The sequence below is a fragment of the Kitasatospora sp. NPDC048286 genome, assembly GCF_043201735.1.
GTDB lineage: Bacteria > Actinomycetota > Actinomycetes > Streptomycetales > Streptomycetaceae > Kitasatospora.
The window spans coordinates 192,296-216,618 of record NZ_JBICZE010000012.1; the positions used below are offsets into that span (position 1 = coordinate 192,296).

At 73.4% G+C, this 24,323-nt stretch carries 19 protein-coding genes and 1 pseudogene; 11 read left to right on the top strand and 9 right to left on the bottom strand.

The genetic code is table 11. From position 1 onward, the window contains the following. The first annotated feature begins 224 nt into the window (after nt 1–224). The 5 genes and pseudogenes from ACGF13_RS27865 (at nt 225) to ACGF13_RS27885 (ending at nt 3,640) form a co-directional block, all read left to right on the top strand. Nucleotides 225–380 carry a hypothetical protein gene (locus tag ACGF13_RS27865; protein ID WP_392880061.1) on the top strand — a complete coding sequence of 52 codons (156 nt, stop codon included), beginning with the start codon at nt 225–227 and terminating at the stop codon, nt 378–380. Between the two features lie 147 nt (nt 381–527). Further along, nucleotides 528–1,574: a cytochrome P450 gene (locus ACGF13_RS27870; RefSeq protein ID WP_392880063.1), complete on the top strand. Its 1,047-nt coding sequence runs from the start codon at nt 528–530 to the stop codon at nt 1,572–1,574. A 75-nt stretch (nt 1,575–1,649) separates the two neighbouring features. Continuing rightward, on the top strand, nt 1,650–2,756 hold the full coding sequence (locus ACGF13_RS27875) for a JmjC domain-containing protein (protein WP_392880065.1): 1,107 nt from the start codon (nt 1,650–1,652) through the stop codon (nt 2,754–2,756). A 47-nt stretch (nt 2,757–2,803) separates the two neighbouring features. Next, nucleotides 2,804–3,045: pseudogene (locus ACGF13_RS27880) on the top strand (DUF6193 family natural product biosynthesis protein). An 82-nt stretch (nt 3,046–3,127) separates the two neighbouring features. Next, nucleotides 3,128–3,640 carry a histidine kinase gene (locus tag ACGF13_RS27885; RefSeq protein WP_392880067.1) on the top strand — a complete coding sequence of 171 codons (513 nt, stop codon included), beginning with the start codon at nt 3,128–3,130 and terminating at the stop codon, nt 3,638–3,640. A gap of 96 nt (nt 3,641–3,736) precedes the next feature. On the opposite strand, the gene ACGF13_RS27890 is transcribed toward ACGF13_RS27885, so the two are convergent. Both ACGF13_RS27890 and ACGF13_RS27895 read right to left on the bottom strand, forming a co-directional pair. Next, on the bottom strand, nt 3,737–6,121 hold the full coding sequence (locus tag ACGF13_RS27890) for an FtsX-like permease family protein (protein WP_392880069.1): 2,385 nt from the start codon (nt 6,119–6,121) through the stop codon (nt 3,737–3,739). A 73-nt stretch (nt 6,122–6,194) separates the two neighbouring features. After that, nucleotides 6,195–6,890: an ABC transporter ATP-binding protein gene (locus ACGF13_RS27895; RefSeq protein WP_392880071.1), complete on the bottom strand. Its 696-nt coding sequence runs from the start codon at nt 6,888–6,890 to the stop codon at nt 6,195–6,197. A gap of 209 nt (nt 6,891–7,099) precedes the next feature. Here ACGF13_RS27895 and ACGF13_RS27900 point away from each other — a divergent pair, with 209 nt between their 5' ends. Continuing rightward, on the top strand, nt 7,100–8,359 hold the full coding sequence (locus tag ACGF13_RS27900) for a sensor histidine kinase (RefSeq protein WP_392880073.1): 1,260 nt from the start codon (nt 7,100–7,102) through the stop codon (nt 8,357–8,359). Then, nucleotides 8,356–9,045 (top strand): response regulator, encoded by a 690-nt coding sequence (locus ACGF13_RS27905; RefSeq protein ID WP_392880076.1) that lies wholly within the window; start codon nt 8,356–8,358, stop codon nt 9,043–9,045. Before ACGF13_RS27900 ends, ACGF13_RS27905 begins: the two co-directional genes overlap by 4 nt. A gap of 126 nt (nt 9,046–9,171) precedes the next feature. On the opposite strand, the gene katG is transcribed toward ACGF13_RS27905, so the two are convergent. After that, nucleotides 9,172–11,388 (bottom strand): catalase/peroxidase HPI, encoded by a 2,217-nt coding sequence (gene katG / locus ACGF13_RS27910; protein ID WP_392880079.1) that lies wholly within the window; start codon nt 11,386–11,388, stop codon nt 9,172–9,174. 289 nt (nt 11,389–11,677) lie between these two features. On the opposite strand from katG, the gene ACGF13_RS27915 reads away from it, so the two are divergent. Continuing rightward, nucleotides 11,678–12,091, top strand: coding sequence for a Fur family transcriptional regulator (locus tag ACGF13_RS27915; RefSeq protein ID WP_392880082.1), 414 nt, complete (start codon nt 11,678–11,680; stop codon nt 12,089–12,091). Nucleotides 12,092–12,619: 528 nt separating this feature from the next. Then, nucleotides 12,620–13,639 carry a PP2C family protein-serine/threonine phosphatase gene (locus tag ACGF13_RS27920; protein WP_392880084.1) on the top strand — a complete coding sequence of 340 codons (1,020 nt, stop codon included), beginning with the start codon at nt 12,620–12,622 and terminating at the stop codon, nt 13,637–13,639. A 32-nt stretch (nt 13,640–13,671) separates the two neighbouring features. Here the strand turns inward: ACGF13_RS27920 and ACGF13_RS27925 are convergent, their stop codons facing one another. The 4 genes from ACGF13_RS27925 to ACGF13_RS27940 all read right to left on the bottom strand — a co-directional run bounded on the left by ACGF13_RS27925 (nt 13,672) and on the right by ACGF13_RS27940 (nt 20,399). Next, on the bottom strand, nt 13,672–14,820 hold the full coding sequence (locus ACGF13_RS27925) for a substrate-binding domain-containing protein (protein WP_392880086.1): 1,149 nt from the start codon (nt 14,818–14,820) through the stop codon (nt 13,672–13,674). Further along, a complete protein-coding gene (locus ACGF13_RS27930; protein ID WP_392880089.1) occupies nt 14,817–15,881 on the bottom strand; it encodes an ABC transporter permease in 1,065 nt (354 codons plus the stop codon). Before ACGF13_RS27930 ends, ACGF13_RS27925 begins: the two co-directional genes overlap by 4 nt. Beyond that, nucleotides 15,878–17,440, bottom strand: coding sequence for a sugar ABC transporter ATP-binding protein (locus ACGF13_RS27935; protein ID WP_392880092.1), 1,563 nt, complete (start codon nt 17,438–17,440; stop codon nt 15,878–15,880). Before ACGF13_RS27935 ends, ACGF13_RS27930 begins: the two co-directional genes overlap by 4 nt. Nucleotides 17,441–17,519: 79 nt before the next feature. Next, the gene (locus ACGF13_RS27940; RefSeq protein WP_392880094.1) at nt 17,520–20,399 is read right to left on the bottom strand and encodes a SpoIIE family protein phosphatase; all 2,880 of its coding nucleotides are present in this window, start codon (nt 20,397–20,399) and stop codon (nt 17,520–17,522) included. 170 nt (nt 20,400–20,569) lie between these two features. Here ACGF13_RS27940 and ACGF13_RS27945 point away from each other — a divergent pair, with 170 nt between their 5' ends. Continuing rightward, nucleotides 20,570–21,478 carry a cyclase family protein gene (locus tag ACGF13_RS27945; RefSeq protein WP_392880096.1) on the top strand — a complete coding sequence of 303 codons (909 nt, stop codon included), beginning with the start codon at nt 20,570–20,572 and terminating at the stop codon, nt 21,476–21,478. A 55-nt stretch (nt 21,479–21,533) separates the two neighbouring features. Here ACGF13_RS27945 and ACGF13_RS27950 read toward each other — a convergent pair whose 3' ends face one another. Further along, on the bottom strand, nt 21,534–22,121 hold the full coding sequence (locus ACGF13_RS27950; RefSeq protein WP_392880099.1) for a hypothetical protein: 588 nt from the start codon (nt 22,119–22,121) through the stop codon (nt 21,534–21,536). A 304-nt stretch (nt 22,122–22,425) separates the two neighbouring features. Here ACGF13_RS27950 and ACGF13_RS27955 point away from each other — a divergent pair, with 304 nt between their 5' ends. Then, nucleotides 22,426–23,571, top strand: a complete 1,146-nt coding sequence (locus ACGF13_RS27955) for a PP2C family protein-serine/threonine phosphatase (RefSeq protein WP_392880102.1) — start codon at nt 22,426–22,428, stop codon at nt 23,569–23,571. A gap of 9 nt (nt 23,572–23,580) precedes the next feature. Here ACGF13_RS27955 and ACGF13_RS27960 read toward each other — a convergent pair whose 3' ends face one another. Continuing rightward, on the bottom strand, nt 23,581–23,895 hold the full coding sequence (locus ACGF13_RS27960) for a cytochrome P450 (RefSeq protein ID WP_392880105.1): 315 nt from the start codon (nt 23,893–23,895) through the stop codon (nt 23,581–23,583). Nucleotides 23,896–24,323: the final 428 nt, after the last annotated feature.

Below are 24,323 nucleotides of genomic sequence, written 5' to 3' on the forward strand. Positions count from 1 at the left end.
GCCGTACCCGTCGTACGCGCAGCAGGGCCCCGCGGCTTCGCGGGGCCCTTTCGCGTTCCCGCTCCGCGCCCACCTTGATTTCCACGGGTTATAACGATTCGACCATCGAATAGACCGCTAACAAGGCGCAGAGATCGCATAATCCTCTGCCGAAGGGGTGTCCGAGCGGCGATCTTTCGGTTAGGGTCCATGACAGATGAACCCGTTCGGCACCCGGCAACGGAATGCCGAATAACTCGGACGGCCCGGGTGCGGCATTCTCGCCGCACCCGCAATCACCGGAATGGAGATTCACCATGAAGATGATCCTGACGCTCGTCAAGAAGTTCAAGAAGAACGAGGACCTCGCGAACCACGCGTGGGTGCTGCACGTCATCTGACGTGGTCGGCCGCCGGCGGGAGCGAGGGTCGGCCACGTCTCCCGCCGGCGCCGCGGCGCGTCCGGAATTCCCCGCGCGCCGCACCGAACGCACTTCCCAGGCATTTCCCGGGTATTTCGCATTGGAGGCCGAATTCCCATGGAAGAAATGGCGACGGCCACCACGCGCAGCCGTACCGTCGTGTTCGCCCCGACGATTCGGGACCTGCTGGCCAGGGACGAGAAGGTCTTCCGGATCGACCCGGCCAAGGTCGGCGTCTCGGACTCCCGACTGATGGCCGAAATCGTCGCGGCCCGCCCCGTGCTTTCCACCGAGCGATCGGTCTACAAACCCGCCGCGGGCGCCGAAATCCCCCACGACAGCGCGACCCGGACGATCCGGGCGCTGGGCCAGGACGCCGTGGCGGGCAGCCGCAAGCCGCCGCCCCCGGCCCGCGGGATGGCCGGCGCCTGGCCCTACGCGGGCACCTCCTACCTGCGCCGCTGGCTGTTCTCCGGCGACCCGCTGCCCGTCTCGCTGCTGTCGAAGCGCGGCGTGACCCGCTCCGACACCCTCTCCCGGCTCGTCGACCGCGCCGCCACCCGCTGGCCCGGCTCCGCCGAGCAGGACGGGCGCACCGCACTGGCCGGGCTGATCCGCGACGCCGACGACCCGCTGGACCGCCGGCAGGCCGTCGCGATGTACCGGCGGGCGACGGCCACCCTGTGCGACGGCGTGGCCGCGCTGACCGGCAACGCCCTGTGGCTGATGGGCCCGGAACGGGACCGGCCGGAGCAGCGCGCCGACCTCACCGCCATCCTCTGGGAGACGCTGCGGCTGCTCCCACCGGCGTGGATGCTGTACCGCAACGGCGGCGCGGCGTACACCGCCCTGCACCCCGAGATCCGCCCCGAGGACGACGTCGCGCTCTTCCCCCTGCTGATGCACCGCCACCCCGACTACTGGTCCGACCCGCTGGAGTTCCGCCCCGAACGCTGGGACGGCGTCACGGACCCGGAGAAGGCGCCCGCGTTCATGCCCTTCGGCTTCGACGGCGCCCGCTGCTGGGCCAAGCACCTGATCGTGCCGCTGGCCGAGCGGCTGCTGACCGTCGCCCTGGACAACCGGCTCACCGTCCGCGGCCCGCAGCAGGAGGCGCAGGTGCCGCTGCGCTCCCTGCTCTCCGTACGGTTCGAGGCGCAGGTCGGGGCCTGACGCCCGGCTCGTAGAGGACCCCTGGGGCCCCGCGCTCCCGCGCCCCGGAACACCCCTGACACCACGGGACACACCATGGAATCGCCCACGCTGGCCGACTGGGTCGGCGACGTCCGGAGCTTCGCCGAGCGCCAGTGGCAGCGCGAGCCCGCGCTCTTCCCCCGGGACAACCCGGCGGCCCCGAAGGCCACGGCGGCCGCGGAAGCCACGGCGGCCCCGGAGGATCCGGTGGCTCCCGCGGCCCCCGCCTCGCCGTTCGACCTCGACGAACTGGACGCCGCCTTCGACGGCGGGCTGCTGCGCACGCCCTACCTGGAGATGGTCCGCTCCGACAAGGTCACCATCCCGCCCGAGGCCTTCACCACCTCCCGCGTGGTCAACGGCGTCACCCACCACGGCTTCGCCGACCGGGCACGGGTCCTCGCCCAGCTGCGCCGCGGGGCGACCCTGCTGCTGCGCTGCGTCGACCAGTGGCACCGCCCGACCGGCGACCTGGTGTCCCGGCTCTCCGAGGAGCTCGACCGGCGGATAGAGGCCTTCTTCTTCGTCACCCCGGCCGGCGGCCAGGGCCTCGCGGTGCACCGCGACGACGCCGACGTGTTCGTCCTCCAGGCCGCCGGCCGCAAGACCTGGTACGTCCACGACGCGCCGACCGCGGCCGACTGGCAGCTCGGCGAACTGCCGGACGACGAGCGCTCCCCACTGCGGCTGCACGGCGTCCTCGAACCCGGCGGCGTGCTCTACATCCCGCGCGGCTTCGCCCACCGGGCGGTCGGCGCCGGCGGCCTCTCCGCCCACCTGTCGCTGACCGTCCGCGACCTCTCCGTCCAGGACCTGCGCGCCGCCCTGGAACGGCAGTTGGCCGAGGGCCTCGACCTCCCGGCACGCCCGCTCGGCGAGGCCGCGATCACCGACGCCTGCGCCACCCTGCTCGACCACGCCCGGGCCCGGCTCGCCACGCTCGGTCCCGAGGACCTCCTGCGCGCCGCCCGGGCCGCCCGGTCGGTCCGGTCTGACCGGCCCGACCGGGGCGGCCCGCCGGCCACCCCACCGTCCGCGGAGACCCTCGCCGAGGCGGCCCGGTCCTGGGAGTCCGGTGCGCCCGCCGCCGGACGCACCGGACCGTCCTCCCTCGGCCGCACCTGGCGCAAGCTGCGCGACGCGGCCCGCACGGGGGCCTGACGGGCCGTCACATCGGGGCCGCCCGCTCCGAGCCCCGGCTGCGCCGGCTGTTCCCCTGGACCAGCCACCACAACCTGCACTTCAGCCGGTCGACCACACCCCCTGGGCCGACCAGGGCCTCCCGAACGCCCATCCACAGGAGGGCGGCGGCCACCTCGTCCACCGGTGGGACGAAGCCGGCGAGCGCGTCAGCGCCGCCACCCCGGAGGAGGCCGTCGCCCTGCTGGTCGAACGCCTCCCGGCGGGCCTCGGGCCGGTGTTCGACCGCCCCGCCGACGAGCAGCGCTGAGGAGGCCGGGGTGGCAGCGCCCCGCACCGCGGGCCACGATGGAGGCCCGGCCTCAGCCGGCCCCGGCCCCGATCGGAGCGCGATGAGCGAGCAGCACAACGTCGTCCTGCTGACCTTCCCGGACGCCGGTGCCTGGCGCCCCGCCTTCGACGAGGCGCAACGCCTGCCGGGCCTGCGGATGGTGGCCGCGATGGAGCGCAGCGCCGACGGCCTGCTGGAGGTCAAGGACACCTTCACCCGGGGCGCCGGCCTGACCACCGTAGGCTCCGGCGCGCTGGGCGGCCTGATCGGACTGCTCGGCGGGCCGGTCGGGGTGCTGCTGGGCTTCGCGGCGGGTGCGGTGATCGGCAACGCGGCCGAGGAGCACCAGGCGAGCGAGGGCGGCGCCGGGCTGATCCTGCTCTCGCCCCGGGTGCCGGACGGCGGCGCGCTGCTCGCCCTGGAGGTCAAGGAGTCCACCCCGGGCCCGGCCGACGAGTTGGCCGCCCGGCACGGGGCCTCGGTCGAGCGGATCGACGCCCACGACTTCACCGAGCAGGTCCGGGCCGCCGAGAAGCGCGCGGAGCAGCAGAGCGCGGACGAGGACACCTCCTGAGCCCACCAAGGACGGCGCAGCACCACCTGGAACGGGCAAGGACCACCCGGAACGAGCGGGACCGGGTGAGCACCACCCGGTCCCGCCCGTCGGCCGTCACTCGGCCCGCAGCGCCTCCACCGTGCGCGCCCGCGCCGCCCGTACGGCCGGGAGCAGGGCGCCGAGCAGCGCGATCAGCACACCGCCGAGGCCGAGCAGAACCAGCTCCGGGGTGCCGAAGACGTCCAGTGCGGAGGCCGGGAAGGTCAGCCCGGCGCTGCGGCCCATCGCGGGCACCGTCAGGCCGTGCAGCAGCAGCCCCACCGGCAGGCCGATCACGCCGCCGGCGGCCCCGACCAGCAGGACCGAGGCGAGCACCACGCCCACGGTCTGCGCCGGGGTCATGCCGAGCGCCTTGGTGACGCCCAGGTCCCGGGTGCGCTCGCGGATCTCCAGGACGACGGTGTTGAACACCCCGAGGCCGGCGACGACGAGCAGCAGCAGGGTGAGCGTGGCGGTGAGCGAGTTCAGGGCGGCGATCGAACCGCTGGAGCCGTGCGGGCCGCCGGTGTCGGCGGTCATGCGCTCGGGGGCGAGCGCGGTGGCGACGGCGCCGGCGTAGGCGGCGCGGTCGGTGCCCGGCTTCAGTCTGACGGTCCAGAAGTCCGGCGCCGGGGCCGTGCCCGGCGGGTAGCCGGCTGCGTCGGTGAGGAGCTCGTTGGTCTGGGTGTGCGGGTCGAAGACCTCGCCGACGAGCCGGACGGTGACCGCCCGGCCGTGGGTCGTGAAGGTCACCCGGTCTCCGAGCCTGACCGAGGCCTCGGTCAGGAAGGTGGACGGGGCGACGGCCTCGCCCGGGCCCTGGTACCAGCGCCCGGAGACCAGCCGGTAGCCCGCCCAGGAGGAGTCGCCGTCGAAGGCGGTCACCGTGGTGGTGCCCGCCACCCCGGGGACGGTGACGTCCTCGGTGCCGACGCCGAAGTAGCCGGCCGTGCCCGGCTGGGCGTCCAGCGCCGCGGTGACGACGGCCCGGTCGGCCGGGACGGGCAGCCCAGCCGCTGGCGCCGCCCCGGGTGGGCCGTCCGGGCGCGTCGGGTACACCGTGACGTCCCCGGCGTCCCGCGTCTTCGCCTGCTGCACCCAGCTCATCGTCCCGCCCATGCCCACCGCGAAGACGGCCGCCGCCGTGCCGAACAGCACCGCCGCCAGCATCCCGGCGGCCCAGGCCGGGCGGGCGAACGGCTGGGCGAGGCCGAGGCCGACCGGCCGGGGCAGCGGCAGCCGGGCGGCCAGTGCGGCGGCGCGGGCGGCCAGGGCGTCCCGCCGGGTACCGCCTCCGGTACGGCCGACGGCGAGCGCGTCCACCGTGCGCAACCGGCCGGCCCGGGCGGCGGCCGCCCAGGCGACCAGGGCGACGGCGGCCAGGGTCCCGCCCGCCACGGCGACGTCCACCCAGGGCGCGAGGCCGGAGGTGCCGGTGCCGTAGAGCGAGCCGGTGGTGGCGAGCACCGGGACGGCCAGCGCGTTGCCCGCGACGACCCCCAGCAGGGTGCCGACGCCGGCCGGGACCAGCGCCTGGGCGACGTACGCCCGCACCACCTGGGCGGGGGTGCAGCCGAGCGCCTTGAGCACGCCGATCCGCCGGGTGGCGGTGCCGACCGCGCCGGCCACCACGTTGCCCGCGACCAGCACCGACATCGCCATGCCGAGCAGGCCGAAGGCGACCAGGAAGGGCAGGAACAGCGCGGTGTTGCGGTCCGAGCCCTGCTTGGCGGTGAGCCAGGACTGCGCGCCGGTGAGCGCCCCGGCGGGGGCGGCGGCCGCGACGGCGGCCCGGTCGGCGGCCATGGCGTCGGCGCTCGCGGCGGCCGTGAAGCGGTAGAGCATCGCGTAGCCGGGGGTGCTGCCGGGGGCGGTGAGGGCGGCGATGCCGTCCGGCGCCACCCAGGCGTCCGAGGTCCGGCTGACGGAACGGGCGAAGCCGACGACCTTCAGGGCCGGCGCGCCCGGCAGACCGGGAAGGCGCAGGCTGCCGCCCAGGTCCCGGGGCCGGTCGCCGTACCTGTCGTCGAGCACCACCTCGCCCGGCCGCTGCGGCCAACTCCCCTGGAGCAGGGTGATGTCGTCGACCCCGGCCGCGGCCGTGGCGCGTCCGGTGACCGTCATCGGCGCCATCCTCGCCCCGGGCGGCAGGTCGTAGCCGGGGCCCGGCTCGGGGTCGACGGTGACGGTGCGGTACGGCCCGGCGGCGGCCGTCACCCCGGGGGCGTGCGCGGTGGCGGCGAGCTGCGCGGCGTCCGTCCTGGCGCCGTCGAAGCGCGCGGTGAGGTGGGCGCCGTGCTGGCCGTCGAAGGCCCGGTCGAAGGGGGCCTGGGAGGCGACCAGCAGTGAGCCGCCGAGCACGGAGCAGGTGGTGGCCACCAGCGCGGCCAGCCCGACCGCGACGGACTGGGTCCGGCGCCTGCGCACGCCCGCTCGCACGACCCTGCCCAGCGCGCTCATGCGCCCACCTCGCTGCGCTCGGCAGGCGCTTCGCGCAACGCGCACCTCTCGATGATGAGCTCGCTCCGCTCTCTCATGCCGTCACCGCCGAGGCCGAGTCCGACTCGACCCGGCCGTCCCGCATCCGGACCGTACGCGTGGCGCAGTCCTCGGCCAGCGTCAGGTCGTGGGTGACCAGCAGGATGGTCTGCCCGTCCTCGTGCAGCTCCCGGAACAGCTCCTTGACGTCCTCGCCCGAGGCCGAGTCCAGCGCTCCGGTCGGCTCGTCCGCCAACAGCAGCGTCGGCCGGTTCATCAACGCCCTCGCCACCGCGACGCGTTGGCGCTCACCGCCGGAGAGGCGGCCCGGGTGGGCGCGGGCGTGCCGGTCGATGCCGAGGGCCTCCAGCAGCTCGCCCGCCCGGCGCCGGGCCTCGGCGCGCGGGACGCCGGCCAGTTCGCCGGCCAGCACCACGTTGTCGGCCACGGTGAGGTCGTCCAGCAGGTTGAAGAACTGGAACACCATGCCGATCGTGCTCCGCCGGTAGCGGGCCGAGGCGGCCTCGCCCAGCCCGTCCACCCGCACCCCGGCCACGGTGACCGTCCCGGTGCTCGGCCGGTCCAGCCCGGCGACCAGGTTCAGCAGGGTGGATTTCCCGCTGCCGGACGGGCCGAGCACGGCCACCGACTCCCCCGCCCGCACACTCAGCGTGACCCCGTCCAGGGCCGCCCGGGCGCCCTCGTAGTGACGGCTCACCCCGTCCAGTCCGATCACCGGATCGCTGCTCATGTCCCTGCTCCTCCTCGCGTCCCGCCTGATGACGGGGACGACGGTACGAACGGGCGGCACGCCCGCGCGTCCGCCGCCCGGGGCAACCCCGCTACCGCGTCCGGTGGACCCTGGCGTGCCGTCATCCTTGCGAGGTAGTCGCCGGGTGTACGGGCCGCCCGCCGCCCGCCGGGCTGTCCCGAAGGGCTCGCGGCCCCCACAATGTCCCAGTGATCAACCATGCGACGGTGCGACGGCTGCGCGCGGCCGCCGCCCGACCGGGCGGCGGCCCGGACCCGACGCCCCCGCCCCGGCCGACCCGGCACGGCCAGGTCTTCGACGCCGCCCTGGCCCTCTTCCTGGCGCTCACCGGCGGGCGCTACGCCACCATCGCTGGCGGCCCGCACGGGACGCCCCCGTCCTGGCTGTTGGTGCTGGTGCCGCTCGTCCCGCTGCCGCTGGTGCTGCGCCGCCGCCACCCGGTGGCGGTGCTGTGGACGGTGCTGCCGGTCGCCCTGCTGGTCCGGCACCAGTCGCAGGACATCGCGTACTCGGCGGGCGTGGCGGTGATCGTCGCCGCGTACAGCGTCGCCGCGTACGGGCGCCGCCCGGCGGCCGTGCTGCTGAGCCTGCCCGCCGCGACCGCCGCCCTCGTGGTGCTCTTCGGGGACGCCAAGCTGCCGCACTTCCCCAACGGCGTGGTGGCCGTGCTGGTCCTGGTGCCGGTGTTCGCGGTCGCCTACGAACTCCGGATGTGGCGACGCCGGGTGGACGAGGGGCGGGAGCGGCTCTCCGCCCTGGAGCGCGAGCAGCTGGCCGCGCTACGGCATGCGGTGGAGCTGGAACGGGCGCGCATCGCCCGGGAGTTGCACGATGTCGTCACCCACAACGTGAGCATGATGACGATCCAGGCCGGGGCCGCCCGCAAGATCCTGGACACCGCGCCGGACAAGGCCCGCGAGGCGATGGCCGCGGTGGAGACCGGCGGCCGCGCGGCGATGACCGAACTGCGGCAGGTGATGGGCCTGTTGACCGTGGACGCGGACCCCACCCGGTCCGGCACCGGTGACGCGCCGGCCGCCGAGGGCGACCTCAGCCCACAGCCCGGCCTCGGCCGCCTCGACGCCCTGGTCGAGGGTGTCCGGCAGGCCGGGCTGCCGGTCGAGCTGACCGTCCGCGGTGAGCGCCGGCCCGTCCCGCCCGGGGTCGAGCTGGCCGCCTACCGGGTGGTCCAGGAGGCTCTCACCAACACCGTCAAGCACGCGGGCGGTGCCGACGCCACCGTGACCGTCGAGTACGCCCCCGACCGGCTGCTGGTGGAGGTCAGCGACACCGGCGGACGCCCCACCGGCGCGGCCGCCACCGGCAACGGACGCGGCCTGCTCGGCCTGCGCGAACGCCTCGCCGTCTACGGCGGCACCCTGCACACCGGCCCCCGGCCGCGCGGCGGCTACCGCGTCAAGGCCCTGATACCCCTGGAGAGTTCATGACCGAGCAGCCGCTGCGGGTGGTGGTCGCCGACGACCAGGCCCTGGTCCGCACCGGGTTCCGGCTGATCCTGGAGTCGGAGGGCATCGACGTGGTCGCCGAGGCCGAGGACGGCGAGCGGGCCGTCGCCGCCGTCCGGCGCTGCCGCCCGGACGTGGTGCTGATGGACATCCGGATGCCCGGCCTGGACGGGCTGGAGGCGGCCCGACGGATCCTGGCGGACGGCGCGCAGGAACCGCCGCGGATCATCATGCTGACCACCTTCGACCTCGACCACTACGTCTACGCGGCGATGGCCGCCGGAGCCAGCGGCTTCCTGCTGAAGGACGTCACCCCGGAGCACCTGGCGGCCGCCGTCCGGCTGGTCCGCACCGGGGACGCGCTGCTCGCCCCGGCGATCACCCGCCGCCTGGTCGAGCGCTTCGCCCGCCCCGACGACCCGGCCGGCGCCGTCGCCCCGCACCGCGAGCTGGGCACGCTGACCCCGCGCGAGCTGGAGGTGATGGCGCTGCTCGCCCGCGGCCTCAGCAACGCCGAACTCGCCGCCCGGCTGGGGCTGTCCGAGGCGACGGTGAAGACGCACGTGGCCCGGATCCTCGGCAAGCTGGGCCTGCGGGACCGGGCCCAGGTGGTGGTCGCGGCGTACGAGACCGGGTTGGTGAGCGTGGGCTCGTCAGAGGTCCGATGAGGAGTCCGCGCGAGGAGTCCCCGTAGCGACGGCAAGGACCCGTGGCAACGGCGGGAGCCCGTAGCGACGGCGGGAGCCCGGGGGTGGCGCCCCCGGGCTCCCGCCGTCGCCGTCAGTCGACCGGCATCACGCGAGGTCGAAGCGGTCCGCGTTCATGACCTTGACCCAGGCCGCGACGAAGTCCTCGACGAACTTCTCCTTGGCGTCGTCGGCCGCGTACACCTCGGCGACGGCCCGCAGTTCGGCGTTGGAGCCGAACACCAGGTCGGCGCGGGTGCCGGTCCACCGCACCCGGCCCGAGTCGTCCCGACCCTCGAAGGTGTGCGCGTCCTCCGAGGTGGCCTTCCAACTGGTGCCCAGGTCCAGCAGGTTGACGAAGAAGTCGTTCGTCAGCACGCCCGGGGTGGAGGTGAGCACGCCGTGCGTGGACTTGCCGTGGTTGGCGCCCAGCACGCGCAGGCCGCCGACCAGCACGGTCAGTTCGGGCGCGCTGACGCCCAGCAGGTTGGCCTTGTCGAGCAGCAGGTACTCGGCCGGCAGCCGGTTGCCCTTGCCGACCCAGTTGCGGAAGCCGTCCGCCTTGGGCTCCAGCGCGGCGAAGGACTCGGTGTCGGTGAGCTCCTGCGTCGCGTCCACCCGCCCGGGCGCGAACGGCACCTCGACGGCCAGGCCGGCCGCCTTGGCGGCCTGCTCGACGCCGACGCCGCCGGCCAGCACCACCAGGTCCGCGAGCGAGACCTGCTTGTCGCCGGCCTGCGCGTTGAACTCCTGCCGGACGCCTTCCAGGGCGCGCAGCACGGTGGCGAGCCGGTCGGGCTCGTTGACCTCCCAGCCGACCTGCGGCTGGAGCCGGATGCGGCCGCCGTTGGCGCCGCCGCGCTTGTCGCTGGAGCGGAAGGAGGAGGCGGCGGCCCAGGCGGTGGAGACCAGCTCGGACACCGACAGCCCGGTGGCGGCGATCCGCCGCTTGAGGTCGGCGACGTCGGCCGCGCCGACCTGCTGGTGGGTGACCTCCGGCAGCGGGTCCTGCCAGAGCAGGTGCTCGGCGGGAACCTCCGGGCCGAGGTAGCGGACCACCGGGCCCATGTCGCGGTGGGTCAGCTTGAACCAGGCGCGGGCGAAGGCGTCGGCGAACTCCTCCGGGTTCTCCAGGAAGCGCCGGGAGATCGGCTCGTAGACCGGGTCGAGGCGCAGCGAGAGGTCGGTGGTGAGCATGATCGGCACGTGCCGCCTGCTCGGGTCGTGGGCGTCGGGGACGGTGCCCTCGCCGCCGCCGTCCTTGGGCTTCCACTGGTGCGCGCCGGCGGGACTCTTGGTGAGCTCCCACTCGTAGCCGAACAGCGTCTCGAAGAAGCTGTTGTCCCAGGTGACCGGGGTGGGCGTCCAGGTGCCCTCCAGGCCGCTGGTGATGGCGTCGCCGCCGACGCCGGTGCCGAAGGTACTCCTCCAGCCGAGGCCCTGCTGCTCGATCGGGGCGTCCTCCGGGGCCGGACCCACGTTGTCGGCCGGGCCGGCGCCGTGGGTCTTGCCGAAGGTGTGGCCGCCGGCGATCAGCGCGACGGTCTCCTCGTCGTTCATCGCCATCCGGTAGAAGGTCTCGCGGATGTCGCGGGCGGCGGCAATCGGGTCCGGGTTGCCGTTGGGGCCCTCGGGGTTGACGTAGATCAGGCCCATCTGGACGGCGGCCAGCGGGTTCTCCAGCTCGCGGTCGCCGGTGTAGCGCTCGTCGCCGAGCCAGGTGGTCTCGGGGCCCCAGTAGACGTCCTCGTCCGGCTCCCACTCGTCGACCCGGCCGCCGCCGAAGCCGAAGGTCCGGAAGCCCATGCCCTCCAGGGCCACGTTGCCGGACAGGACGATCAGGTCGGCCCAGGACAGAGCGCGTCCGTACTTCTTCTTGACCGGCCACAGCAGGCGGCGGGCCTTGTCCAGGCTGGCGTTGTCCGGCCAGCTGTTCAGCGGGGCGAAGCGCTGCTGGCCGCCGCCGGCGCCGCCGCGGCCGTCGCTGATCCGGTAGGTGCCGGCGCTGTGCCAGGCCATCCGGATGATGAAGGGGCCGTAGTAGCCGAAGTCGGCCGGCCACCACTCCCGCGAGGTGGTCAGGGCCTCCTGGATGTCCCGCTTGACGGCCGGGAGGTCGAGGGTCTTGAAGGCCTCGGCGTAGTCGAAGTCCGCACCGAGCGGATTGGCCACGGCGGGGTTCTTCGCGAGGATCTTCAGATTGAGCCGTTCCGGCCACCACTGGCGGTTCCCGCCGCCCTGGGTGGGGTGCGACGCCCGCCCGTGGTTCACCGGGCAGCCCTCCGCGTTCGCCTCTACGCCGGTTGCATCGTGGTTGTCAGACATGGGAATCCTTCCCTCACAAGGCGGATCACGGTGTCTTCTCTGCTACCTACGGCACCTACTGCTGCTGTCTGGTCCTGGCGCGTCACGTGGTGCCGCTGCTCGCCGTTGCGCACGGCAGTGACGGTGGTCACGTGCTGCTGCTACCCAGGCTAGCGCCGGAGCCGATCCTACGATGGACGGAATCCAAGTCAAGAAAGACACCAAAGACATATCCGATCGGGATCCGGAAGGCACCGGATGTGAATTGGTAAACTCCGGTCCTCCCCTTGACCTGAATAGGTGAACCGATATGAGTGACCTGCTGGAGCGGCTGCGCGGGCGCGGCTGGCGCCTCACCTCCCAGCGGCGTGTCGTGGCCGAGGTCCTGGACGGCGAGCACGTGCACCTGACCGCCGACGAGGTGCACGCCCGGGCGGCGGAGCGCCTCCCGGAGATCTCCCGGGCGACGGTCTACAACACGCTCGGCGAACTGGTCACCCTGGGCGAGGTCGTCGAGGTGGCCACCGACGGGCGCGCCAAGCGGTACGACCCGAACGCGCACCGCCCGCACCAGCATCTGATCTGCACCGGTTGCGGCGCCATCCGCGACGTCCAGCCGCAGGGCAATCCGCTGGCCGACCTGCCGGCCGAGCAGCGCTTCGGGTTCGCCGTGTCGCAGGCGGAGGTCACCTACCGGGGGCTGTGCCCGACCTGCGCGGGCTGATCGCCCCGGCAGTCGGCCCGATGGTCGGCCGGACGCCGGACGGGTCGGCCCGCCGGCTCTTTCGCGGGCGCCATGCGGTCGCGCGCTCGGCTCCGTCGGCGGGCGGCAGTGGCTGGTATGTCGTGATGATGAACGTATGCATGCACAGGCGGATCACGAACCGGATGACGCCCGCCTCCGGGAGTTCGGGGTCACACCGCTGCGCGCCGCGATGCCCCCCGCGGCTGTCGGACTCCCGCCGCCGTCCGGGCGGATGCTCCCCGGCACGCTGACGGATCCGCGGTTCGTGGGGCCTCGGCGGTCCGCTTCTCCCGCCCGTGCCCGGCCGGTTCCCCGCGGTTCCTCGTTCGACCGGGCACACCGTCACCGGAGCGCGCGGTGAGGCTCCCGGGCTTCGGCGGAGCCGCTCGGCACCATGCGCCGGAGCCGGGCGGGACGGAGCCTCGGCCGCCCGCCCCGCCGGCCTGGATCCGCTGGCTGCCCGCCATCTACGTCGCGGTCATCCTGGCGCTGGAACCGATCACTCCCGTGCAGTGGCCGGTGAGCTTTCTGCTCATCGCCCTGCCCGTCGTCGCCGCTTTCGCCCACGGTCCCGCCTTCGTCGGCGCCATCACGGTCTTCGCCGTGATCTTCGAAGGCGTGCTGGCGGGCACTCCGTGCTGTGCGGGCCGCGTCGTGGGTTACCTGTGGGAGCGCCACTACGTGGCCACCTACCTCTCCACGGCATTGGTCGGGGGGCTGGGCGCCCTTCTGGCCGCCCACCGAATGCGCCGGGAACGCACCCTGGCCACCGTGCGCTCGGTGGCCGAGACGGCGCAGCGCGTGCTGCTGCGTCCGGTTCCCCACCTCCTGGGCCGCGTCAGCATCGAAACCCTGTACGTGTCGGCAGCCGCGGAGGCCCAGATCGGCGGCGACCTCTTCGAGGCGATGAGCACCGCGCACGGTGTGCGCCTGCTGATCGGCGATGTCCGGGGCAAGGGCCTGCTCGCGGTGGAGACGGCCGCGGCGATGCTGGCCGCCTTCCGCGAGGCCGCCTACGACGAGCCCGATCTGCCCGCGGTGGCGCGTCGATTGGAGCGGAGCATGAGCCGCCGGGCCGCCCAGCTCCCCGACAGCGAGGAACGCTTCATCACCACCGTGCTCGCCGAGATTCCCGGCGACGAGCCCGTGGTCCGCATCGTCAACTGCGGTCACCCCCCGCCGCTGCTCATCAACCGGGACAGGGTCAGCGAACTTTCCCCGTGTGATCCGTCGCCGCCTCTCAACCTCGGTGTGCTGCTCGGCGGCGACTACCACGTCGACGTGGAGCCCTTCCGTCCGGGCGACCGGCTGCTGCTGTACACCGACGGCGTGACCGAGACCCGCGACCGAACCGGAGCCTTCTACCCGCTCACCCAGCGTGTCCGCAACTGGACCGCCCTGCCGCCACGCGAACTCCTGAACCGCCTGCACCAGGATCTGCTCGCATACAGCGATGCCACCCTCGACGACGACATCGCCGTGCTTCTCGGCCACCGGCTCCCCGACGACCGCCCTGACTCGGACTGATCACATGGGCTCCGTCGGGCACCGCCCCCTCGCTACCTGCCCCAGATCGTCCGGTACGCCTCGCGGTAGCCCGACGGGTCCCAGGAGGTCGCTCCGCCGCTGTTGGCGGCCGTGGCGATGTGGACCGGGGCGACGTAGCCGCTGGCGGGCTGGCCGGCGAAGGCGCGGTTGAACTCGTCGACGATCTGCCAGCCCTGTGCGGTGAGGGGTTCGGGGACGGTGGCGGCCTGGAACTGTCTGCTGTTGATGCGCTGGAAGGCCGAGGGGTCACCGTCGCCCGCGCCGATGTTGTACGGGGCTGCGTCGCCTGGTCTGCCGGCCGCGCGCAGGGCGGGCGCGGCGTCGGCGAAGTACAGGTCGTTGATGGCGACGGAGTGCGTCCACTGGCCCTGGAAGCGGGCGAGGAGGGCGGAGACCTCCTGGGGAGTACGGCTGGTCGCGTCCGGGATGGGGATGTTCTCGTAGGCCAGCAGTCTCACGCCGGGGCAGGTGGCGAGTTCGTCCTTGATCAGTTGGGACTTGGTCCTGGCGAACGGAACGGAGTCGTCGGTGAAGACGACGGCTCCGGCGTTGCCGTTGGACTCCGCGATGACCCAGTCCGCGCTGAGCCGTGCGACATCCCCGACGTCGGTGGTGATGTTGCTGAAGAGCGGCGGGTTCGTGCTCGGCCCGGGAGCCGCGACCGCGTGCCAGCCGATGAGCGGGATGTGTGCCGTGCCGGCCTGCGCGACCTGTTGCGAGGTCAGGCCCGGGTCGAAGCCACCGATGACGATGCCCGAGGGCCCGAGGTTCACCGCCTGGCCGAGCGCCGCCTGGATTCCGGCGGGCGTGCCCTGCCCGTCGATCACCCGCACGCTCCAGCCCATGACCGTCGCGGCCTCCGTGACACCCCTGGCGACGCCCGCCACGCCGGGGTTGGTCATGGTCTGGGCGACGTAGACGATGGACTTGCCGGGGACCGCCCCGGGGCCGCTGGTGGGGCCGCTCCAGGCGGTGGTGGCCTGCTCGGCCTGCTGGACGTCCACCTTCGCCCGGGCCAGGGTGGTCGGGCAGCCGACCCCCGACGGCCCTGCGACGGGGCCCCCGGCCCCGGTCGACAGGCCTCGCTGGCAGCCGGCCAGGGCGGTGCCGGCCGTTGTCAGCACGACTGCTGCCAGCACGGTCGCGGCGCCGCGCCTCATGGTGTGTCCCGGGAGGATGCCACGTCCGTCGACGGCGGCGTGAGCGGACCGTGGGGCCCGGCGCCACCGGCGCGCAGCCGGCGGCGTGCGGAGTAGCCGGCCAGGCCGACGGCGAGGAGCAGCGTCGCGCCGTTGAACAGCGGCACGGCCCAGAAGTCGGCGCCGAGCTGCCCGATTCCGGCCAGACCGATGGCGAGGACGGCGACGGCGACCACGGTGCCCAGGCTGTTGGCGCGTCCGGGTTTGATCGCGGTGGAGCCGAGCAGCGCGCCGACGAACGCCGGCAACAGGTACTCCAGGCCGACGCTCGGGTTGCCGATCTGCTGCTGCGCGGCGAGCAGGACCCCCGCGAAACCGACGACCAGGCCCGATCCGGCGAAGGCATGGACGCTGTAGCGGCGGACGGGGATTCCGACGAGTTCGGCGGCGCGCGGGTTGGAGCCGATGACGTACAGGTACCGGCCCAGCGGCAGCCGCTCCTGCACCATCCACAGGACGGCCGCGAGCGCGAGCACGTAGGAGGCGGACACCGGCAGTCCTAGGAACGTGGAGTCGTAGAGGTCGGTGAAGGCGACCGGCAGACCGCCCGCGCCGGGGAGGACCCGGGCGCCACCGGTGATCCAGCCGGTGAAGGCGTACAGGACGCTGCCGGTGCCGAGCGTGGCGATGAAGGAGTCGATCCGCCCGAACTCGACGATGACACCGTTGAGGGCCCCGAAGGCCGCTCCGCCCAGGATCACGGCCAGGCAGGCGAGCGGCCAGGGCCAGTCGCCGTCGACGATGAGCCACAGCACCGCGACGTGCGCGAGGCCGAGGCCGTAGCCGATGGACAGGTCGAATCTGCCGGTGGCGATGGGGATCGTCGCACCGAGCGCGAGGATGGCGGGGACCGACTGGTTGGACAGGATCGAGGAGACGTTGTCGCGGGTGGGGAAGGTGTTCGGCAGCGCGACGGAGAAGACCAGGAACAGCAGGGCGGCGAGGGCCGGCAGGCCGTAGCCGCCGATCAGGTGCCCGCGCCGGCGGCCCGGCCGGAATCGACGGAAGGGGGGCGCGGTCATCGGCCTGTCGCACACCCGTCGCCGTCACCGCCGGTGACGGGAGGCATGGCCGAGGCGGCGGAGGTGAGTTCGGTGACGGTGAGGGCCGCACCGGCCAGCTCAGCGGTCACGGCCCCGCGGACGAAGACCAGGGCCCGGTGGCACACGGTGGCGACCTCCTCGAAGTCGGTGGAGATGAGCAGGGCCGCGAGGCCGTCGGCCCGCGCCTGGTCGAGCAGGCGGTAGAGCTCGGCCTTGGCGCCGACGTCGACGCTTGCGGTCGGTTCTTCGAGGATCAACAGCCGCCGGTGCACCCGGAGCCACCGGCCGACCATGATCTTCTGCTGGTTCCCGCCGGACAACGTGGCGATCGGCACCTCGCTGTCGCGGGGGTGCACCGAGAACCGCTCGATCAGCGCGGCGGCCTGGGCCCGCTCGCGCCGGGGACTGATCCAGTGCAGCGCCGACCGGCCGCCCGCCCGGGGGTTCGCCAGGAAGTTCTCCCGGACCGTCAGTTCGGCGAGGCAGCCATCCTCCTGGCGGTTTCCGCCGACCAGGCCGACGCCGGAGTCGACGGCACCGGCCACCGTGTGCGGGGTGTACGGTCGGCCGTCGAGCAGGGCCCGCCCGCCGACGATCCGACGGGCTCCGGCGAGGGCGCGGCCCAGGTCGAAGTGGCCGGCGCCGGTGAGGCCCACCATGCCGAGGATTTCGCCGGCGCGCAGCCCGAGGCTGACCGGCCCGGCGTTCGGGGTCCGCACCGCGTCGAGGCTCAGCACCACCGGGCCCTCGGCGGGGGCGACCGGGGCGGCCCGGTGGCTGACCGGTTCGCGGCCCACGATGTCGTGGACCAGGCGCCGGCGGCTGTGACCGGCGAGCGGGCCGGAGCTGATCAGACGGCCGTCGCGCAGGACGGCGAAGGTGTCGGCGACCTGGTAGACCTCGTCGAGCCGGTGGGTGACGTGGACGATGCCGTGCCCCCGGTCGCGCAGGGTGCGCAGGACGGCGAAGAGCCGGGTGCAGTCCGCGGCGGGGAGGCTGGCGGTCGGCTCGTCCAGGACGATGAGCTCCGCCCGCGTCGCCAGCGCGCGGGCGATCGCGACCAGCGAGCGCTCGGCGGGGGCGAGGTCGGCAATTCGCGCGTCGGCGTCGAGGTGCCCGGCGATCAGGGCGAGGGCGTCGGCGCAGCGCTCCCGGGTCCGCCGCCAGGAGACCAGCCCGTGACGGCGCGGGTAGCCGGCGACCAGGGCGATGTTCTCAGCGACCGTCATCCACTCGACGAGACCGAGATCCTGGTGGATGAAGGCCATGCGGCGAGCAGCGGCCTCGGTGCCGAGCGGGTGCCCGGCCACCGTCACCTCGCCCTGGTCCGCGTGGTGGATCCCGGCGAGCGTCTTGATGAGGGTGGACTTGCCGGCGCCGTTCGGACCGAGCAGGGCCAGGATGCTGCCGCGATGGATGTCGAGGTCGATCCCGGCCAGCGCGGAAGTGCCGCCGAACCGCTTGCCGAGACCGCGGATGCGGACGAGTGGGTCGCGGCGCGCGGGTGGGCCCGCCAGGGGGTCGGGGGTGTCGTGCATGGACCACCGTTCCTACCAGCTCGGCCCGGCCGCCGGGGTGTTGACACGCCACGGTGGCCGTTGGTGTCCGGAGGGCGGGTCATTCGATTTCGGGAATGTCGGCGAAGTGGTTCTCGAAGAAGTGGCTCTCGAAGAGGTCGGGGGCGCCGTCGGACGCCTCCAGACCGCATTCGGCCCAGATGACCTTGCCCCTGGCCGTGTAGCGGGTGCCCCAGGCCTGGGTGAGCTGGGCGACGAGGAACAGGCCGCGGCCGCCCTCGTCGGTGGTCGCCGCGTGGCGCAGGTGGGGGGCGGTGCTGCTGCCGTCGGAGACCTCGCAGATCAGGGCGCGGTCGTGAATCAGACGGACCTGGATGGGCTCGGTGCCGTACCGGATGGCGTTGGTGACCAGCTCGCTGAGCAGCAGTTCGGTGACGAAGGCGACCTCGTCCAGCCCCCAGTCGTCCAGGCGGCGGGCGGCGGCGGCGCGGACGTCGGCGACGCGGGACGGGTCTGCGGGCAGGTCCCAGGTGGCGATCCGGCCGGGGTCGAGGGCGTGGGTGCGGGCGACGAGCAGCGTGACGTCGTCGGCCGGGTGCTCGGGTACCACGGCCTCCATGACGGTGCGACAGGTGTCCTCGGGTGAGCGGTTCGGGTGGGCCAGGGCGGTGCGCAGGCGGTCGAGGGCCGCGTCGGGGTCGCGGCGGTGGTCTTCGAGGAGTCCGTCGGAGTAGAGGACCAGCTGGCTGCCTTCGGGGAGGTGCAGCTCGGCGGTTTCGAACGGCAGTCCGCCCAGGCCGAGCGGGGGCCCGGCGGGGAGGTCGGGGAAGGTGACCGTGCCGTCCGGGTGGACCACCGCGGGTGGCGGGTGACCGGCGCGGGCCAGCGTGCAGCGCTGCGAGGTCGGGTCGTAGACGGCGTACACGCAGGACGCGCCGACGATGCCGTCGTTGCCGGCGGCGGGCTCCGCGCCGTCCTCGTCCCGGTCCAGGCGCCCCACGAGGTTGTCCAGGTGGGTGAGGAGCTCGTCGGGCGAGAGGTCCAGTTCGGCGAAGTTGTGCACGGCGGTGCGCAGGCGGCCCATGGTGGCGGCGGCGTGCAACCCGCGGCCGACGACATCGCCGACGACCAGGGCGACCCGGGCACCGGAGAGGGGGATGACGTCGAACCAGTCCCCGCGCACCCCGGACTCGGCGGGCAGATAGCGGTGGGCGACCTCGATGGCGCTCTGCTCGGGCAGGCCGCGCGGGAGCAGGCTGTGCTGCAGGGCCAGGACCATGGCGTGTTCGCGGGTGTAGCGGCGGGCGTTGTCGATGCAGATGGCGGCGCGGGTGGCCAGCTCCTGGGCCAGCGAACGGTCGTCGTCCCCGTAGGGGGCGGGGTTCCGGGCGCGGTAGAAGCCGGCGATGCCCAGCAGGACGCCGCGGGCCAGCAGCGGGACGGCGATGAGGGAGTGGACGTCGTGCGCGAGGAGGCGGTCGGCCGCCTCGGGGTCCTGCGAGGCCCAGCCGGCGGCCGTGCGCAGATCGGGTTCCAGCACCGCCTGCCCGTCGGCCAGGCAGCGGCGGTGGGGCGTGGTGGGGCTGAGGTCGATCCGTTCGCCGACCGGGTAGAAGGGGCAGTCGGTGCGGATGCCGTGGACCACCGTGCGGTGCAGCTCGTTGGCGGCGTCGGTGGGCTCCTCGCCGCGCAGGACGGTCTCCGGCAGGTCGATGGTGACGTAGTCGGCCAGTCGCGGGACGGCCATCTCGGCGAGTTCCCAGGCGGTGCGGGTCACGTTCAGGGTGGTACCGATGCGGGTGCTGGCCTCGGACAGCAGCTCCAGGCGGCGGCGAGCCGCGACGGCGTACTGTCCCACGCCCGGCTCACCCAGCAGCAGCAGCCTGGTGGCTGCGCCGCGCGCGGGGGCGGACGGGGCCTCGGCCTCGAGATCCGCTGCCCCCGTGGAGGTCCGGAGCGGTGGGACGGCGGTGGTCGTTGCGGGCGCCGGGAGGCCGACCGGCCGACCGACCTGGTCGACCTGGTCAACCTGGTCGGCCTGGTCGGGGGCGACGAGCCGGGGCTGCGAGTCGCCGTACAGGATCGCCTCGATGACGAAGCCCTCCACCCCGGACGGGCTGGTCACCGGACGGCTCAGCAGGGTGGCCCGCCGGCCCTGGGAGAGGACCACCTCGACCGCGGTGCGGCGGGCCGAGGAGATCAGCTCGGTGGCCATCTGTTCGAGCAGCATCTGGTCGTGCCGGTCCAGCCCGCTCCGGGGCAGCTCGCCCATCCCGACCACGCGCCCGTCCCCGGCCGCCTGGTCGGCCTGGGCGCGGCGCCTGGAGTCGAGGTACGCGTGCAGCAGGGTACGCTCTCGCGCCGAGGTCTGCGCCAGCAGGCGCCGCTCGATGGCGATGGCGGCCCTGCGGATCAGGTCCTCCATCTGCGGGTCCGCGTAGGCGGGCGGATAGGCGAAGCAGAGGACACCCTCGATCCGTCCGCTGAGGGGGTCGCGGACGGGAATCGCCGTACAGGCGTTCGACTGGCCGCGCTCGGCGAAGTGCTCGGCGCCGGAGATGTGGATGAGCCGCCGTTCCGTGAGCGCCAGCCCGATGCCGTTGGTCCCGCCGTACCGCTCGGCGAACACGAAACCCGGGACGCTCTGGATCGCGGGCAGCTGCCTGCTCATGGACGCTTCGCCGAAACGGCGCTGCAGCACCGCCCCGTCCCCGTCGGTCAGGGCCACGTTCATCCGGCTGCCGGCGAACCTGGATGCCAGCCGGTCCAGCACGGGCCTGGCCGCGTGGACCAGCCGGCCGTCCAGATCGATGTCCGGCCGGTACGGGAGCTCGGACCCTTCCGGGGAGATCTCCATCGACTGGCAGCGTTGCCAGGAACTCAGGATCAGGTTCCGCACGCCACCCTCGACCGGTTCACCGAGCATGAACCGCTCACGGGCCCGCACGGGGCCGATCCCTGCCTCGTCCGAAGCCGTCATGACCGCCACAGCGCTCGCATTTCCGCGGACCTGCACCCTTCAATGCAATATTAGGACTCTGCCCGTTATGCGGTGTTTTTCACCTGACCGCTCACACCCCCCGAGCACGGTGGCGGTATTGCGGCCGTCACCGCATCATCGGCAGAGCGGGGGACGGGTTGAGGAGCGCCATGACCAGTGCCGACGGACCGGCGATGACCCGCGACGAGTTCGACGCGCTGTTCCGACAGCTGCGCCGCGACCGTCTCCCCGGGCCGGTCGAAGGGCGGCGACGGGTGGCGGCCGCCGGACTCGTACGCACGGGTGAGGTCGTCGCCATGGGGCGGCCGTGGGACAGCGTGCCGGGGCCCGACAACCGCAGGCCGGCACTGCACCAGATGACCGAACTGGCGGACGTCACGGCCCCCGAGCCGACCGTCCACCGGGACTTCATCGCCTCCGACTACCACGGCAAGGCGCAGACACACCTGGACGCGCTCTGCCACATCGCGTACGGCGGACTGCTCTTCGCGGGAGTGCGGGCGCGGGAGGTGTTCTCCTCACAGGGTGCGGCCTACGGCGCGGTGACCGACCTGCTGCCCGGACTGGTGGGGCGAGGAGTCCTGCTGGACGTGCCGCGCCTGCGTGGCCGTGCCTGGCTGGAGCCGGGAGAGCCGATCGGCGGCCCGGAGCTGCTGGCCTGCGCCGAGGAACAGGGCAGCCCGCTCCGCCCCCAGGACATCCTCCTGGTCCGCACGGGCCACCTCGCCCGACGGCGGCGGCTGGGCGCGTGGGACCCGGACGACCTCAGCGCGGGCCTGCATCCCGGCGCGATGCGCGTGCCGAGCGAGTCACAGGCCTCGGCACTGGGCAGCGACGGCGACAGCGACGTACGCCCGAGCCCCGTCGCCGGCGTCCACTCGCCGGTCCACGTGCTGGCCATCACCGCCCTGGGCCTGCCGCTGATCGACAACCTGGACCTGGAACCACTGGCCGAGGCGTGCGCGCGCACCTCACGATGGGAGTTCCTCTTCGTCGCCGCGCCCCTGAACATCCCCCGCGGCACCGGCTCCCCGGTCAATCCGCTCGCGGTCCTCTGAGCACTCGCGGTCTTCTCGGCGGGGCCGGGAGCCGGCCGTGCTCCGGGCGGCGTCGTCACCACTCGTAGCGGTCGCCGATCACCCGGAAGCTGCCCACCGCGCCGCCACCGAACAGGCCCCCGTACACGCCCCCGTGGGCGGTACGGGTCACGACGCCATTGGTGGCGCCGTACGGGCCCACGGTGGCGACCGGACCGCCGTTGTCACAGGAGAAGCCGCGGTAGACCTCGACGATCTTCCGACTGTCGTTGAAAATGCTGAAGCTGGTGGAGCCCAGCCCGCTGGCGGCGGTGATGCATCCCTCCGCGTCGGCGGAGTACGTGCGTTCGTTGAAGTAGATCCTTCCCGCTTCCTCGTGGCCGTGGCCGCGTCCGCCGTCATGGCGGTCGCCGCCCTCGTGCTGCTCCCCGCTTTCGCCGCCGCCGCCCGGGGCGGCCGCGGCCGGGGCGGCCTGCTCGACGGGCTCGGCCGCCGGCTGGACAGCCGGGGGCGCCGGGGCGGCTGGTTGGGCAGGCTGGGCCACCCGCTGGACAGGCGGGGACGCCGGGGTGGATCCGGTGGTCAGGGCGTAGGTGATGCCGGTGGTTGCAAGGGCCGCCGCGCCTACTCCGGCGGCGGCCACAACCAATGTGCGCGTGCGCATGTCACTACCTCTCCGTCTCTCTGCCTCACGGACGTCGGCCGGGTGACCGACCTGCGATGAACGTAACGACAGCCTTGCTGACCGTCATTTCGGACATGTCCGAGGTGTGACACCATGAGTCCAGCCAGGTGAACACGCGGCACGTGTCGCATACCGGTGACATCGAGTTCACCACTCCACGCCGCCGAAGTCCGGTGCAGCGGAGCGACCCGGGGCGGCGCCGGAGCGGCTACGGCCGGCACGTCGGTCACCACGCACGGTGCGACACGCTGCGCTCGCCGACGCCCAGGAGCACAGTGGGGACATGGAAGTCCGAGCACGCGCGGCCCGCCTCCAGCAGCGCGGGCACCAGAGCGGGGCGCTGCTGCTGATCCCGCTCGCCCTCATCTCGGCGATCACCGTGGTCGATCTCCACTCCCCCACCACCATCCACCTCGGCCCGCTCCTGGTGATCGCCCCCGCCCTCACCCCCTCGTTCGCCGGCTCCCGCCCGACCGCCCTCGTCTCGGCCCTGGCCATCGCCGCCCAGGTCCTCATCGCCTTCCTCCACGGCGGCTTCACCACCAGCAACCACATCGCGCAGATCGCCGCGCTGACCGTCCTGTGCGTCCTGATCGTCATGTTCACCGCCATCCGCGAACGCCGGGCCAGACAGCTCGCCCGCGCCCAGTCGGTCGCCGAGGCCGCCCAGCGCGCCCTGCTGCGCCCGCTGCCCGAACAGATCGGGCCGCTTCAGATCGCCACGATGTACCTCGCCGCCGAGAAGGAGGCACAGATCGGCGGCGACCTCTACACCGCCACCCGTACTGCGGACGGAACCCGCATGGTCATCGGAGACGTCCGGGGCAAGGGCCTGGCCGCCGTCGGCGAGTCGGCCCTGCTGGTCAGCGCCTTCCGCCTCATCGCCGCACAGCACGACACCCTGGCGGACCTGGCGTCCACGCTCGACCACAACGTGGGGCGCTACCTCACCGACTTCGCCCAGGAGGGCGGCGACATCGTCGAGCACTTCATCACCGCGATCCTCCTCGACCTGCCCGACGACGAGCCCGTCGCCCGCATGACCAACTGCGGACACCCGCCGCCCCTCCTGCTGCGCGACGGCCGCGCACTGCCCGTCGACTCCGTGCCGGCCGCTCCACCCCTCGGCGTGAACGACCTCGGCGACGGGAGCTACCCGAACGACAACTTCCCGTTCGAAAGAGGCGACACCCTGCTGCTGTACACCGACGGGGTCACCGAGGCACGCGACGACACCGGCGAGTTCTACCCGCTCGCCGATCGCGCCGCCCACTGGACCAGATGCTCCCCCGAGGCACTCGTCAACCACATCCGCCGCGACCTCCTCGCTCACGTCGGCCACCACCTCAACGACGACGCCGCCGCCATCGCCATCCGGCGCGCCGAACCCACCGCCGCCCACCTCGCCGAGTCCGGTCGGAACCCGTGAGGCGCCTGCCTACCCCCAGCGGATGCGCAGTTCCTTCAAGCCGTTCTGGAAGTTGGAGACCAGCCGTTTCGGCGGCGCGTCCGAGGCAAGCTCCAGACCGGGCAGCTCGGCGACGACCCGGCCGATCAAGGCCGACATCTGGATCCTGGCGAGTCGTGCTCCCACGCAGAAGTGTGCTCCGAACCCGAAGCTGACATGGTCGTTCGGCGCGCGGGTGATGTCCAGGCGGTCCGGGTCGGGGAAGACCGACTCATCCCGGTTGGCGGAGGCGTGATACACGACCACCTTGTCGCCACCGCGAATCTCTGTCCCGGCCAGCACCACGTCCCTGGTCGCGGTACTGTCCCGGCCAGCACCACGTCCCTGGTCGCGGTACGTCGGAATTCGACAACTGGCGGCCAGAACCGAAGCAGCTCGTCCACTGCCGGAGCGATCAGGTCCGGCCGTCGACACAGCAGGCGGCACTGCTCGGCGTGGGACAGCAGGGAATACAGCCCGCCGGGCAGGCCGTTGCGCAGGGTCTCGTTACCAGCGACGGCCGGGAAAACACGCAAACATGTCCCCCCAACCCCAGACGGGGCCGGTTCGAGGAGGGCCGTTTGCCGTGCAGGAAGTCGATCTCCATCTCCGAAAGTCCCAGGTCGCCCGCAACACCGATCCGCGTGACCTGCTGTGCGTGGATGCGCAGGAAGCCGCCGGCCGTGCGTGGGCGGCACGCGAGGGCCTCCAGGGGACTTCGGTCGAGCTTCTGC

Excerpts from the sequence above, each read along its gene's own strand:
- ACGF13_RS27865 (WP_392880061.1), top strand. The coding sequence starts at position 225 with ATGCCGAATAACTCGGACGGCCCGGGTGCGGCATTCTCGCCGCACCCG.
- ACGF13_RS27870 (WP_392880063.1), top strand. The coding sequence starts at position 528 with ATGGCGACGGCCACCACGCGCAGCCGTACCGTCGTGTTCGCCCCGACG.
- ACGF13_RS27875 (WP_392880065.1), top strand. The coding sequence starts at position 1,650 with ATGGAATCGCCCACGCTGGCCGACTGGGTCGGCGACGTCCGGAGCTTC.
- ACGF13_RS27885 (WP_392880067.1), top strand. The coding sequence starts at position 3,128 with ATGAGCGAGCAGCACAACGTCGTCCTGCTGACCTTCCCGGACGCCGGT.
- ACGF13_RS27890 (WP_392880069.1), bottom strand. The coding sequence starts at position 6,121 with ATGAGCGCGCTGGGCAGGGTCGTGCGAGCGGGCGTGCGCAGGCGCCGG.
- ACGF13_RS27895 (WP_392880071.1), bottom strand. The coding sequence starts at position 6,890 with ATGAGCAGCGATCCGGTGATCGGACTGGACGGGGTGAGCCGTCACTAC.
- ACGF13_RS27905 (WP_392880076.1), top strand. The coding sequence starts at position 8,356 with ATGACCGAGCAGCCGCTGCGGGTGGTGGTCGCCGACGACCAGGCCCTG.
- katG (WP_392880079.1), bottom strand. The coding sequence starts at position 11,388 with ATGTCTGACAACCACGATGCAACCGGCGTAGAGGCGAACGCGGAGGGC.
- ACGF13_RS27915 (WP_392880082.1), top strand. The coding sequence starts at position 11,678 with ATGAGTGACCTGCTGGAGCGGCTGCGCGGGCGCGGCTGGCGCCTCACC.
- ACGF13_RS27925 (WP_392880086.1), bottom strand. The coding sequence starts at position 14,820 with ATGAGGCGCGGCGCCGCGACCGTGCTGGCAGCAGTCGTGCTGACAACG.
- ACGF13_RS27930 (WP_392880089.1), bottom strand. The coding sequence starts at position 15,881 with ATGACCGCGCCCCCCTTCCGTCGATTCCGGCCGGGCCGCCGGCGCGGG.
- ACGF13_RS27935 (WP_392880092.1), bottom strand. The coding sequence starts at position 17,440 with ATGCACGACACCCCCGACCCCCTGGCGGGCCCACCCGCGCGCCGCGAC.
- ACGF13_RS27940 (WP_392880094.1), bottom strand. The coding sequence starts at position 20,399 with ATGACGGCTTCGGACGAGGCAGGGATCGGCCCCGTGCGGGCCCGTGAG.
- ACGF13_RS27945 (WP_392880096.1), top strand. The coding sequence starts at position 20,570 with ATGACCAGTGCCGACGGACCGGCGATGACCCGCGACGAGTTCGACGCG.
- ACGF13_RS27950 (WP_392880099.1), bottom strand. The coding sequence starts at position 22,121 with ATGCGCACGCGCACATTGGTTGTGGCCGCCGCCGGAGTAGGCGCGGCG.
- ACGF13_RS27955 (WP_392880102.1), top strand. The coding sequence starts at position 22,426 with ATGGAAGTCCGAGCACGCGCGGCCCGCCTCCAGCAGCGCGGGCACCAG.